Here is a 13,014-nt window from a genome sequence, read left to right on the forward strand (position 1 = left end):
GGATAATAATTTCTGTCGATTACTCTGTTTAGATTACGAGTTACACGTTTGGTTACATCGTATAATAATTGGTGATTGAACGTGCCATTCTCTATAAACATTGGTAAAGAAATAGAAGCCAAGTTACAAACCGCAACCTCATCAGCTGAAGTATATTCTAATATCTCAGTACATAAGTTAGAAGAACGAATGGTACCTAGATTTTTTTGATTTGATTTTCTGTTAGCTGCATCTTTATACAACATGTATGGCGTTCCAGTCTCGATTTGAGATTCTAGAATTTTTTCCCATAATTCACGGGCTTTGATCGTTTTTCTACCTTTTCCTCTAAATTCATAATCGGTGTATAAAGCCTCAAATTCTTCTCCATACACATCATACAAACCTGGACATTCGTTTGGACACATTAAAGTCCAAGTAGAATCTTCCTGAACACGTTTCATGAACAAATCCGAAGTCCACATTGCAAAGAATAAATCTCTGGCACGCATTTCTTCTTTACCAGTATTCTTTTTCAAATCCAAGAATTCGAAGATATCAGCATGCCAAGTTTCGATGTAAATTGCGAAACTTCCTTTTCTTTTTCCTCCACCTTGGTCAACATAACGAGCTGTATCGTTGAACACTCTTAACATTGGAACAATTCCGTTTGAAGTACCATTTGTACCACGAATATAAGAACCTGTTGCACGAATGTTGTGGATAGAAAGTCCTACTCCACCTGCTGATTGCGAAATTTTTGCAGTTTGTTTTAAAGTATCATAAATTCCATCAATACTATCATCCTGCATTGCCAAAAGAAAGCAAGAAGACATCTGAGGTTTTGGTGTTCCAGCGTTGAACAAAGTTGGCGTTGCATGCGTAAAATATTTTTTAGACATTAAATCGTATGTTTCCATAACCGATTTCAAATCGTCTAAGTGAATTCCAACTGCAACACGCATCAACATATGCTGTGGACGCTCTACGATTTTGCCATTTATTTTTAATAAATACGAACGCTCTAATGTTTTAAAACCAAAGTAATCGTAGTTAAAATCTCTGTTGTAAATGATATGGGAATCCAAAAACTCAGCATTATCCATAATCACTTTATGAACCTCAGGAGCCAATAAAGGAGCCTCAAGATTGGTTCTTGGATTGATATAATGATACATTTCATTCATCGTTTCCGAGAATGATTTTTTGGTGTTCGAATGTAAATTTGATATCGCAATACGAGCTGCCAACTGAGCATAATCCGGGTGAGCAATTGTCATAGATGCAGCTGTTTCAGCAGCAAGATTATCCAGTTCAGAGGTCGAAACACCATCATATAGACCTTCAATAACCCGCATAGCTACTTTAACTGGATCTACCAATTCGTTCAAGCCATAACACAACTTTTTAATTCTCTCTGTAATCTTGTCAAACATTACAGGCTCTTTGTGGCCATCTCTTTTTACTACGTACATACTTTTATCAAATTTATTAAATGAATGAAATGTGACTTATGAATAGCAGGAATCCATATGTCATTTTTTACTCAGGGTCAATCCATAACTCACTTCGGTGTTTTGTTTCATTTCATAAATGAAATGAAACAAAACGCCGTCATTAGTCCCGAAAACGGGGTTGAATTAACTTAGTTTTTAGATTTGGGGAATAAAAACTACTTAATTATAATTGTTCTTCTATTTATTTTTGAATTCTGTCAAATACTTAAATGCATTTGAAAATATCAGAATTATATTTTAAAAATCAGCGTCGAAACTAATTTTTTGGGAGTCACCTTCGGAAACTTTAACTCCTGATTTTTGATATTCGGCAACTTTTTTCTCAAAGAAATTAGTTTTACCTTGAAGTGAAATCATATCCATAAAATCAAATGGATTAGCAACATTGTATTCTCTTTCACAACCCAATTCTACCAATAACCTGTCGGCTACGAATTCAAGATATTGAGTCATTAAAGTAGCATTCATTCCGATCAAACTTACAGGAAGCGATTCGGTAATAAATTCTCTTTCGATATCCAAAGCATTAACAATAATACTTCTAATTCTTTCTTTCGGAACTTTATTAACCAAATGATGATTGTGTAAGTGTACAGCAAAATCACAGTGAACACCTTCATCGCGGGAAATCAACTCATTTGAGAATGTTAAACCTGGCATTAATCCACGTTTTTTCAACCAATAAATAGAACAGAACGCACCTGAAAAGAAAATTCCTTCTACAGCTGCAAAAGCAATTAGCCTTTCTGCAAAAGAATCTGATTCGATCCATTTGATAGCCCAATCTGCTTTTTTTCTGATTGCTGGAAAAACATCTAATGCATTAAATAATTCCGATTTTTCGTTTTCGTCTTTTACATAAGTATCAATCAGAAGGGAGTAGGTTTCGCTATGAATATTTTCCATCATAATTTGGAAACCGTAGAAAAACTTCGCTTCAGGATATTGAACTTCGTTTACAAAATTTTCGGCCAAATTTTCATTAACAATTCCATCCGAAGCTGCAAAAAAAGCCAAGATGTGTTTTATAAAATAACGTTCGTCATCATTTAACTTATTATTCCAATCATTTAAGTCCTGAGACAAATCAATTTCTTCAGCAGTCCAAAAACTAGCTTCCATCGTTTTGTATTGTTCCCAAATATCATGATGTTTGATTGGAAAAATAACGAAACGATTTTTGTTTTCCTGTAAAATTGGTTCTATTTTAGACATGGGATTATGATGTTTTTTTTGATTTATTTTAATAAAAATTGTTGCGAAAAAACGAATTACAAAGATTGTGAAATAATGCGGTTATTAAAAGTCAAACTTATTCACAAAAGGTCTTAGTTTTTAACAAAGAAAGAAAAAGACTATCTTTTAATTTAATTATAAACAACTGATTATCAGTTTATTAAAAACTACAAAATAGCGTAAACCCTTATAAAACCAAGAAAATCGAAAAGAAAAAGGAAGAATTTTAAAACTAAGTTTACAAACCTTTTTTTAGGTCATCGGCTACTTTTTCGAGCTCCATATACCAGTCTTCACCAAAGCGACGAATGAGCGCTTCTTTGACAAATTTATAGACAGGAACTTCGAGTTCTTTTCCTAAAGAGCAAGCTGCATCGCAAATGTCCCATTTGTCATAATTAACAGCTGCAAACTCGGTGAAATCTTTTACTCGAATTGGATACAAATGACAAGAAACAGGTTTTTTCCAGTCAATTATTCCCTGATTGTAGGCTTGTTCGATTCCACAAAGAGCAGTCTTCCCATCGAATATTACGTAGGCACAATCTTTATTGTCTATTAAAGGAGTTTCAAGATCTCCATCGGTGCCTTTTACCCAAGTTCCTTGCGCTTCGATAGCTTCAATTCCTTGTTTTCTTAAAAAAGGTTTTACTTTTGGATATATCTCTTCCAGTATTTTTGTTTCATCGATACTCAATGGAGCACCTGCATCGCCATCGACGCAACAAGCCCCATTGCATGCTGATAAATTACAAACAAATTCCTTTTGGAGTATATCCTCCGATACGATGGTTTTTCCTAGTTGAAACATTTTGCAAAGGTAACCAAAGATTCAAGAAATAAAAACGAGCTATTGAACTTAAACTATCAATTAAGACAAATTAACACATTGCAACAATTTTACTTACATAAACTTGTAATCCGATTTATTGAATACATAAGCACTTTTTTCCAAGCTAATGCATTTCATAGTAGTTATTTTGCCTTTGTTTTTTAGATCCTTCATTGTCATATCCATCATTAATGCTTTTTCTCCGGGTTTAAAATAATTAGCGATAACATCCGGCAATTTATTGTTTTTTTGACTTCTATATAGTTCCCCAAAACTTACTTTAGCTTCATTCGTAAAATAAAAAACAATGTCGTATTCAGCATTTGTCGCCTGTACACCTTTGCAGTTGTAACCCAAAAATGTTTTATTCGGCAATGTTTTAAAAGTAAACTTTGACTGTTCTCCATTCTTTTTAGCCATTTCAGCATAATCAGGTAATTTGGAAGCCGAAGCCATTTTCTCTTTACCATTTCCAAAACAGGTCACCGTAATTTTGTTTTTGACATCCATAATCATCAACATATTTTGTCCTTGCCCCTGCGCCATATTGAATCCGAAATATGACACATCTGGCTCCAATAAATAATCAGCATTCATAGCTTTTCCTTCATCAGATTTAATTTCCATAACGTATTTCCAACTAAATGTGTATGAATTTGGTACAGCCGACGCATCCACTTTATTCATACCATAACTTGCCATCGTAACGTCAACAGGCTTCTTTTGTTCGTCGGGATCGCCGATTTGGTTTCCAACTTTTTTTAAGCTTTTATCTAAGGCTTTTTTTTCAGCAGCATTTTGAATTTGTTTCCAAATTTGAGCTTGTGTACTATCGAATGAAAACAATAGAACCAAGAATACTGTAACAAGATATTTTTTTTCCATGGTATAAAGTTTTAAAATTAAAATCAAAATTAATAATTGATTTTCAATTAGTTACATAATTTAACTTTAGATTTAAGGAAGATGGGAGATGCGAATTATGATGAATGGACTGAAAGATAGTGTGTGCTTTAACTATTGAAAAAAAATGTACTTTTGAAAGCACAAATGACACAGTAATTATTCATTAAAAATAAATAAAATATGATGGATTTTAATTTAAAGGAAGTAATAACTGTGGGAATGGTTCTTTTTGCTGTAATTGATATCGTAGGATCTATTCCGATTATAGTAGGATTGAGAGCCAAACATGGACATATCGAATCAGAAAAAGCGTCATTGGTAGCAGGATTAATTATGATTCTTTTTTTATTTATAGGAGAAGAATTTTTAAGTTTAATTGGAATCGATGTCCATTCATTTGCAGTCGCCGGCTCATTTGTCTTGTTTTTTTTGGCTTTAGAAATGATTTTAGGAATTCATCTTTATCGCGATGAAGAAGCAAGTTCGGCTTCTATAGTACCGTTGGCTTTTCCACTGATTGCTGGTGCAGGAACGATGACCACTTTATTATCGCTTCGTTCACAATATCATACCATCAATATTGTTATTGCCATTATTTTAAACATTATCCTGGTTTATATTGTTTTGAAGTCATCAGGGAAAATCGAAAAAATGCTAGGTAAAAACGGACTTGGTGTGATTCGTAAGACTTTTGGAGTAGTACTGTTAGCAATTGCTGTTAAATTATTTGCCGCTAATGTTAAAGGTTTGTTTCTCTAAAAAAAAAAATTATAAATTTACCCCCTTAATATTTTACTATTGTAATAATTAGTTCATGTTTAACCATGTTTTAAAACAAATGTATGATTAAAAAATTACCAGTAAAAACAAAAAACTAACCTATGAAAATTTTTACTAACATCTTAGTACTTTTAGCAGTTGCACTTCTTATTTTTAATATTACGTTAATCGATTTTCACAACCCATTCAAAGGAGATAGCGTTATAGCGATTGTTGGAGTAGTTGCTTCATTTTGCGCTGTCTTAATTTTATTAATTTTTAGAATATCTAAAAAAATTGTTGAAAAAATAAACGATAACGCGTAGTTGTGTTTGACGTATTAATTATAGGCGGAGGAGTTTCAGGGATTTCCTGTGCAATGGTATTGGGCTCTGCCAAAAACAAAGCGTTTGTTACTAATAAGAAAATTGGAATCTTTACGCATCAAAAGACTTCTTCATTACAAGAAGCTCTTTTCAACAATGCTTATGGAATTCCTCCAGGAAAATTAGGTTCGGATTTATTAGTCGAAAGTATTGAGAATTTATCCAACACTTATCCTCATATCACTCAAATCCCTAACGAAAAAGTTTTAAAAATCGAAGGACAATATCCAGAATTCACTATTGTCACCAACAAAAATTCATACAAAACTCAAAACATTGTAATTGGAATTGGCTCTGCCAATACTTTTGCAATCGAAGGTTTGATGCAGTATGTAGAGCCCCACAAAAAAGCTTTACCCGAAAAAAAAAGAATCCAACTTAAAAACATAGACCATAAAGTAACCGATGGTATTTATGTAATAGGAACACTGGCTGGATGGAGAAGTCAATTGGCGATTGCTGCCGGAAGTGGCGCTGCTGTTGCTACAGATTTACTGACCTTGTGGAATGACGGCATTCAAACTCATTCTCACGATAGTATAAGATAGATTATTTTATCGAAATAATTTCTTTTACTTTCATGTGGTTTTCGGTGTCTGTTTTCCAAATTTCTCCTCTTAACGAAACTTCTTCACCTTCTTTGAGCAGTTTATAATTTTGGGGACCGCCGACATTTACGATACTAATCAAAGCAAAATAAATTTCATTTTTATTAGTGTTAACTTTTGCAGTATATCCGTCTTTTCCAAACTCAATAGCTACTACTTTCCCAGAAATTGCATTTTTGTCTTTCATAATGGCACAAGAAACTGCAAAAGCCAAAAGCATAACTGCTAACAAAAATTGAACTGTATTTTTCATATTCGCTTTTCTAAATTACAACGCCACATTCAAATCCATTTCTTATTGTTGTTTTTCTTGTTTGAAAACTGCTTTTATCATAGCATCGTCTTTCAAGATCATTTCGTAATAATACTTATCGCCATACAATTGTCGACCAAATTCGGCATTTATATATCTCTTTACCAAAGTTTTATAATTACTTAAATCAATATCTAATCCATTTTGAGAAAGATACTTCTGAAAAACATTAAAATACAAATCTGTAGCATTGATTTTAGTTTGAAATTCTCCAAAGGTCAATTTTGCAAAAGCATTTCTATTTTTGTCTAATTGTTCAAAAACAAAGTGTCCTACAATTCCAGATTGCAGCAAATACGACACGTTTTGAGTCCCATGTTCCGCTTCTAAGGGCACGAATACATCAGGAACAATTCCGCCACCTCCGTAAACGATTCTTCCTTTTTTGGTCTTGTATTTCAAAGAATCTACCACTTTGATGCTATCCTTTTTATACAATTCACCATGCGAAAAACGCGCATCTGATTCTTTAAAATAGTCCTCATTTCCATGAGAATAAGATTTTTGAATTGATCTTCCGGTTGGTGTATAATATCTGGCAATCGTCAATCGAACAGCTGAACCGTCTTTGAAATCCATTTCACGTTGAACTAATCCTTTGCCAAAAGAACGTCTTCCGATAATGGTACCACGATCGTTATCTTGGATCGCCCCAGCCAAAATCTCGCTAGCCGAAGCACTATTTTCATTAATTAGGATAAATACTCTTCCGCTTTCAAAACTCCCTTTTGCAGTAGCATAGGTTTTTTCTGTTGGCTCTTTAGAACTTTTAGTAAAAACAATCAATGTTTTGTCTTTCAAAAATTCATCGGCAATAGCGATGGCTTCTTCCATATATCCGCCTCCATTATCACGAACATCAACCACTAGTGATTTTACGCCTTGTTTTTTTAAACTAGCTAAAGCCGTTTGAAATTCAGCATAAGTGGTTCCAGCAAAACGATTGATTTTAATATATCCAGTAGTTGCATTTAATAATAAAGCTACATCAACACTTTTCAGCGGAATAACATCACGTTTTACAGAAATCTTGATTTTTTTGTGTTCCGATTTTCGATAAACCGTTAAATCTATTCGAGAACCAACTTCACCTTTTAATGTGGCGAACAAACTATCATTGGGCAATTTTCGCCCAAATAATTTAGTTTTATTTGCAAACAAAATACGGTCACCTGCCTTAATTCCAGCTTTGGCCGAAGGTCCATTTTTTAAAGGAGTTATAACCGCTAACGAGTCCTTGAACATGTAAAAATTAATTCCGATTCCAACAAAATCGCCTTTCATCGTCTCGGCAATTTCGGCCTGCTGACTCGGTGGAATATATATCGAATGAGGATCTAATTTTGCCAAGATATTATTGACTGTTAAACTCACAATAGAATCTGTATTGACATCATCTACATATTCATTTTCGATGAAATCAATTAATTTGTTGAGTTTTTCTTTAGTATTTTGTTTTGCAATAAAAGATTTGGAAGATGGCGCACCAGAGAAACTACCAATAAAAATCCCGAGGGCAAAAATCCCTCCAATAAGTATAGGTAAATATTTATTATCAAATTTCATCTGTAGACACTATTGATTTTAATCGCTAATCTTTATTGTATTTTTTAATTAGTCTTCTAAAACGGGAATATGTTCCACTTCTATACCAGCTTTTATCAAAAATTGAATTCCAGAATCGTCACGATAGCCGTTGTGATACACTACCCTTTTTATTCCAGATTGATGAATTAGTTTACTACATTCTTTACAAGGTGAAAGTGTGATATATAATGTCGCTCCTTCACAAGACTGGGTTGATTTGGCTACTTTTAATATGGCATTAGCCTCGGCATGTAAGACATCCCAACGCGTTAAACCATTTTCGTCTTCACAACAATTTTCAAAACCAGAAGGTGTTCCGTTGTAACCATCAGAAATAATCATTCGATCTTTTACAATAATGGCGCCTACTTGTTTTCTTTTGCAATACGATAACAAACCCCATTCTGTTGCTATTCTAAGATACGCTTTATCGTATTTATTCAATTTAATTTTTTCCATAAAATCTTAATCATTTCCAGATTTCGTTTTCTAAAATCATTGGTAAAACTACTCCAATTATAAATGCTGACATTACCAAAGTCCAATCCCGTTTTGAAAAACGGAAAAAAGTCTGAACAATATATGATAAAATCAAAACTACAATTACAACCGCAATTTGAGCCGCTTCAATTCCTATTGCGAATTCGGTGATTGGCAATAATTTGGAAACATTGCTTCCTCCTAATATCGTTTTAAAATAATTTGAAAAACCTAACCCGTGTATTATTCCAAAGAACAATGTTATTACCGAAACCAAGTTTACACCACCATTTTTACTGGCTTTGCCTGCTGTAAATAAGTTATAAAAAGCAGTTATTAAAATCGTGATTGGAATAAGTAATTCGACCACATTTACTTTAACAGAAATAATTCCGAATACTGACAAAAAAAGTGCTGTTGTATGTCCTAAAGTAAAGATAGTAACTAAAAGTAAAATTCGTTTCCAATCATTAAACGAAAATGGGACAGACAACGCAATTAAAAACAAAACATGATCGTAAGCATGTATATCTAACACATGTTTTAAGCCGATTTGGAAGTAAATTAAAAATTCTGACATTGATAAATTATATTAGATTGATAAGGGCACGTAAACTTACGATTAATTTTGAAAATGGAATATTTGATTAAAAAATCATTAATCAAAAAAAGAAATTTGAAGTCAAATACAAGAAAAAAAAGACTAAAAATAAAATTAATATTAAAAATTAATTAACTTTATATCAAACCTAAAACATTGATATTATGCCTTTTTCAGATTTATTTAATAGCGAAAGCATTCAAAGAGCCAGAGGTCATTTTTCAGCTATTGTACGTGTAGCGCACGCCGGTGGAAACATAACTGAAGAAGAACAAAATTTTTTGGATAAACTGGCACTTACACTTCAAATCTCTAAAGAAGAATACGAAGAGATTTTAAGAGACCCCAACAAACATCCTATCAATGCACCGTACTTATATACAGAAAGACTTGAAGCACTCTATAAGCTCGCCAGACTTGTACATCGTGACCATCAATTGGGAGATTTACAAGAACACCTACTTGTTAAATTTGCATTGGCCTTAGGTTTTACGCCTGGAAATGTAAATTATATAGTTGACAAAGCACTAAAATTAGTGGATTTACAAGTCGACGAGGAAACCTTTTTGGACGAAATGAAAAACATGCATAAATAAAAACAGCTCCCATTTCGAGAGCTGTTTTTGTGAGTGGTTTATTCTTTGGTTTTGTTTGTTGGTTTAATACTTACTTAATTTTGCTTTAAGCATAAATTCTTCGGCTTTTTTTACCATGTTTAAGCTACCGCAAAAGAAAGGAACTCTTTCGTGCAATTCTGTTGGTTGGATTTCCAATATTCGATCAAAACCATCTGATGCTTTTCCTCCCGCTTGCTCTACAATAAAAGCCATCGGATTGCATTCGTACAACAAACGCAGCTTCCCTTTTTTGGCCTTTGAACTTGTTGGATAAATGTAAATTCCACCTTTGATCATATTTCTATGAATATCCGAAACCAAACTTCCGATATATCTGGAAGTGTACGGACGATCTTCTTCTTCAAGCTGACAATATTTGATATAATCTTTTACACCTTGTGGGAAATGAACATAATTCCCTTCGTTGATCGAGTAAATATTTCCATCTTCAGAAAATTTCATGTTTGGATGTGAAAGATAAAAAGTACCAATCGCTGGATTTAGCGTAAATCCGTTTACTCCGTGACCTGTAGTATAAACAAGCATAGTAGATGTTCCGTAGATCACATAACCCGCTGCAACCTGATTAACTCCTGGTTGTAAAAAGTCTTCTAATGTTACTGGAGTTCCGATCGGAGTAATTCTTCTATACACCGAGAAAATAGTCCCTACTGAAACATTTACATCAATATTTGAAGATCCATCTAATGGATCCATCAAAATCACATATTTATTATTATGGCTGCTGTCACTTCCTTCAACGGTAATAAAATCATCATTTTCTTCCGAAGCGATTCCGCAAACAATTTCACGATTGATTAATGTTTGGATAAAAGTCTCATTAGCATATACATCTAATTTTTGTTGGTCTTCTCCCTGAATGTTTTGCTCTCCGGCGGCTCCAACAATATCTACTAATCCTGCTTTGTTTACTTTGTAGCTGACTACTTTGGCAGCCAATCTGATTGAATTGATAATTCTGGATAATTCACCCGATGAATACTGAAAATCAGCTTGTTTTTCAATGATGAATTCTCCTAAAGTTTTGTTTCTTTCTTCCATTTACGAAATCGTTGTAGTTAGTTTGAAGTCACAAATATCGCCTTTTTTGTGATAATGAAAAGAATTTACTAAAGATATTTTACCACTATTGTATATTTGTTCACTATTCCATAATTACTGGTTCATAATTGACCTTTTTTTTAATGGAATTGTAGTTTAATTTACAAATTGATGAAAATACGCAAAGGACAAAAAGAAGACATGGCAGGTGTTTTGGAATTAATTCAAGAACTTGCTGCATTTGAAAAAGAACCCGATGCTGTCTTAATTACAGAGGAAGATCTTATTCGGGACGGGTTTGGCGACAACCCATTATTTTATGTTTTTGTTGCCGAAAAAGAAAATGAAATCGTTGGTATAGCTTTATACTACTACCGTTATTCAACTTGGAAAGGAAAGACAATCCACTTGGAAGATTTAGTGGTAAAAGAAAGTATGCGAGGTACAGGACTAGGTTACGCATTATATTCTGAAGTTATTAAACAGGCTCAAAAAGATAAAGTAAGGAGAATCGAATGGTCTGTTCTTGACTGGAACACAACGGCAATTGATTTTTATGAAAATTCCGGTGCCAAAGTTTTTGACGAATGGCGTGTGGCTCAAATGGACGAAGAAGGAATCAACTATTTTATAGCAAATAAATTAAAAAATTAAAATCCAAAATATAAAATCTGGCCTACAATTTGATTAGTAGGATGGTAAATAAAAATATTTGGAATTAAAAAATTCGAATTAAAAATTATGAGAGTATTCAAATTTGGAGGTGCTTCTGTGAAAGATGCAGCCGGAATCAAAAACGTTTATGACGTTTTACAACAAGTGGGTTATGAAGATGTGTTGGTGATTGTTTCGGCAATGGGAAAAACAACTAATGCTCTTGAAGATGTTATCAAAAATTATTTTGACAAATCACCACAATTAAATTCATCGGTACAAGAAGTAAAAAAATACCACAATCAAATCTTATTGGATTTATTTGAAGATGAAAAAAATGAAGTTTTTACAGCTGTAAATAATCAATTTGCTGATTTAGAATATTTCTTAGCACATAACAAATCGCCAAATTACAACTTTGTTTACGATCAAATCGTAAGCTACGGAGAATTGATTTCGACTACAATTTTGAGTCAATTTATGGCTTTCAAAGGAATCCAAACACAATGGTTGGACGTTAGAAACTTTGTAAAAACAGATTCTACTTACCGCGACGCCGAAGTTGATTGGGATTTGACTCAAAAAAATATTGCTAATAATGTAAAACGCAAAATCCTTAACATCACCCAAGGATTTTTAGGTTCTGACGAAAATAACTTTACTACAACTTTAGGTCGTGAAGGTTCTGATTATACTGCTGCAATTTTTGCGTATTGCCTTAATGCCGAAAGTGTAACGATCTGGAAAGATGTTCCAGGTGTAATGAATGCTGATCCTAGATATTTTGAAAACGCAAGTTTATTGAATCAAATCTCGTATCGTGAAGCTATAGAATTGGCATTTTACGGAGCCTCTGTAATTCACCCAAAAACATTGCAACCATTACAGAAAAAAGAAATTCCATTGTATGTAAAATCTTTTATCAACCCATTGTTAAAAGGGACTGCAGTTTCCAAAGGAGTTGATCTTGAACCATATTTACCATGTTTCATCGTAAAAAGAAACCAATTATTGGTTTCCTTATCTTCAATAGATTTTTCTTTCATCATGGAAGAAAACATCAGCGAAATCTTTGGTTTGTTTCATCAATTCAAACTGAAAGTAAACTTAATCCAGAATTCAGCGATTAGTTTCTCAGTTTGTGTAGAAGATAAATTTGGCAACTTTAATGATCTAAATGCCATTCTTTCTAAAAAATTCAAAGTTGATTTTACCGAAGATGTAACTTTATACACCATCAGACATTTTAGCGAACAAGCTGCTCAAACGGTAGAAGACAATAAAACAGTTTTGTTGAAACAAGTGAGTAGAGAAACGATGCAAATTGTGACTAAAGAGAATTAATTTTTTAATTAGAAAATTAGATAATAAGAAAATGGAAGCTGAGAAATTGGCTTCCATTTTTTTTATGATTAATATCCAAAAGTGAGTTTCCTAAAAGATTCTTATTGACCTGAAGGAAATTATATTTCGTAAA

The 13,014-nt window shown here is 33.1% G+C and carries 15 protein-coding genes; 6 read left to right on the forward strand and 9 right to left on the reverse strand.

Annotation, left to right across the window (positions count from 1 at the left end; all coding sequences use genetic code 11):
• The 4 genes from VLC96_RS08105 to VLC96_RS08120 form a co-directional block, all read right to left on the reverse strand.
• A partial coding sequence (locus VLC96_RS08105; RefSeq protein ID WP_325261988.1) for a ribonucleoside-diphosphate reductase subunit alpha occupies positions 1–1,454 on the reverse strand: 1,454 nt, incomplete at its 3' end.
• Positions 1,455–1,733: 279 nt separating this feature from the next.
• Positions 1,734–2,711, reverse strand: coding sequence for a ribonucleotide-diphosphate reductase subunit beta (locus VLC96_RS08110; RefSeq protein WP_325261990.1), 978 nt, complete (start codon positions 2,709–2,711; stop codon positions 1,734–1,736).
• Between the two features lie 259 nt (positions 2,712–2,970).
• A complete protein-coding gene (locus VLC96_RS08115) occupies positions 2,971–3,543 on the reverse strand; it encodes a DUF3109 family protein (RefSeq protein ID WP_325261992.1) in 573 nt (190 codons plus the stop codon).
• 93 nt (positions 3,544–3,636) lie between these two features.
• Complete coding sequence (locus VLC96_RS08120; RefSeq protein WP_325261993.1) at positions 3,637–4,449, reverse strand: DUF4412 domain-containing protein; 813 nt, start codon at positions 4,447–4,449, stop codon at positions 3,637–3,639.
• 204 nt (positions 4,450–4,653) lie between these two features.
• On the opposite strand from VLC96_RS08120, the gene VLC96_RS08125 reads away from it, so the two are divergent.
• From VLC96_RS08125 to VLC96_RS08135, 3 genes are all read left to right on the forward strand, one after another.
• Positions 4,654–5,229, forward strand: a complete 576-nt coding sequence (locus VLC96_RS08125; protein ID WP_414655566.1) for a MarC family protein — start codon at positions 4,654–4,656, stop codon at positions 5,227–5,229.
• A 122-nt stretch (positions 5,230–5,351) separates the two neighbouring features.
• The gene (locus VLC96_RS08130; RefSeq protein WP_325261995.1) at positions 5,352–5,555 is read left to right on the forward strand and encodes a hypothetical protein; all 204 of its coding nucleotides are present in this window, start codon (positions 5,352–5,354) and stop codon (positions 5,553–5,555) included.
• A 2-nt stretch (positions 5,556–5,557) separates the two neighbouring features.
• Positions 5,558–6,163, forward strand: a complete 606-nt coding sequence (locus tag VLC96_RS08135; RefSeq protein WP_325261996.1) for an FAD-dependent oxidoreductase — start codon at positions 5,558–5,560, stop codon at positions 6,161–6,163.
• 1 nt (position 6,164) lies between these two features.
• Here VLC96_RS08135 and VLC96_RS08140 read toward each other — a convergent pair whose 3' ends face one another.
• From VLC96_RS08140 to VLC96_RS08155, 4 genes are read right to left on the reverse strand one after another with little or no spacing between them, the layout of a single operon-like run.
• Positions 6,165–6,476 (reverse strand): hypothetical protein, encoded by a 312-nt coding sequence (locus VLC96_RS08140; RefSeq protein ID WP_325261998.1) that lies wholly within the window; start codon positions 6,474–6,476, stop codon positions 6,165–6,167.
• A 42-nt stretch (positions 6,477–6,518) separates the two neighbouring features.
• Positions 6,519–8,102 carry a S41 family peptidase gene (locus VLC96_RS08145; RefSeq protein WP_325261999.1) on the reverse strand — a complete coding sequence of 528 codons (1,584 nt, stop codon included), beginning with the start codon at positions 8,100–8,102 and terminating at the stop codon, positions 6,519–6,521.
• A 48-nt stretch (positions 8,103–8,150) separates the two neighbouring features.
• Positions 8,151–8,582 carry a deoxycytidylate deaminase gene (locus VLC96_RS08150; RefSeq protein ID WP_325262000.1) on the reverse strand — a complete coding sequence of 144 codons (432 nt, stop codon included), beginning with the start codon at positions 8,580–8,582 and terminating at the stop codon, positions 8,151–8,153.
• Positions 8,583–8,592: 10 nt separating this feature from the next.
• Positions 8,593–9,183, reverse strand: coding sequence for a HupE/UreJ family protein (locus VLC96_RS08155; RefSeq protein WP_325262002.1), 591 nt, complete (start codon positions 9,181–9,183; stop codon positions 8,593–8,595).
• Positions 9,184–9,368: 185 nt separating this feature from the next.
• Here VLC96_RS08155 and VLC96_RS08160 point away from each other — a divergent pair, with 185 nt between their 5' ends.
• Positions 9,369–9,800 carry a TerB family tellurite resistance protein gene (locus tag VLC96_RS08160; RefSeq protein ID WP_325262003.1) on the forward strand — a complete coding sequence of 144 codons (432 nt, stop codon included), beginning with the start codon at positions 9,369–9,371 and terminating at the stop codon, positions 9,798–9,800.
• A gap of 63 nt (positions 9,801–9,863) precedes the next feature.
• Here VLC96_RS08160 and fbp read toward each other — a convergent pair whose 3' ends face one another.
• On the reverse strand, positions 9,864–10,883 hold the full coding sequence (fbp, locus tag VLC96_RS08165; RefSeq protein ID WP_325262004.1) for a class 1 fructose-bisphosphatase: 1,020 nt from the start codon (positions 10,881–10,883) through the stop codon (positions 9,864–9,866).
• Between the two features lie 171 nt (positions 10,884–11,054).
• Here fbp and VLC96_RS08170 point away from each other — a divergent pair, with 171 nt between their 5' ends.
• A complete protein-coding gene (locus VLC96_RS08170; protein WP_325262005.1) occupies positions 11,055–11,537 on the forward strand; it encodes a GNAT family N-acetyltransferase in 483 nt (160 codons plus the stop codon).
• A gap of 87 nt (positions 11,538–11,624) precedes the next feature.
• A complete protein-coding gene (locus VLC96_RS08175) occupies positions 11,625–12,881 on the forward strand; it encodes an aspartate kinase (protein ID WP_325262006.1) in 1,257 nt (418 codons plus the stop codon).
• Positions 12,882–13,014 lie beyond the last annotated feature (133 nt).

It is taken from the genome of Flavobacterium sp. (assembly GCF_035456085.1).
Classification (GTDB): Bacteria; Bacteroidota; Bacteroidia; order Flavobacteriales; family Flavobacteriaceae; genus Flavobacterium.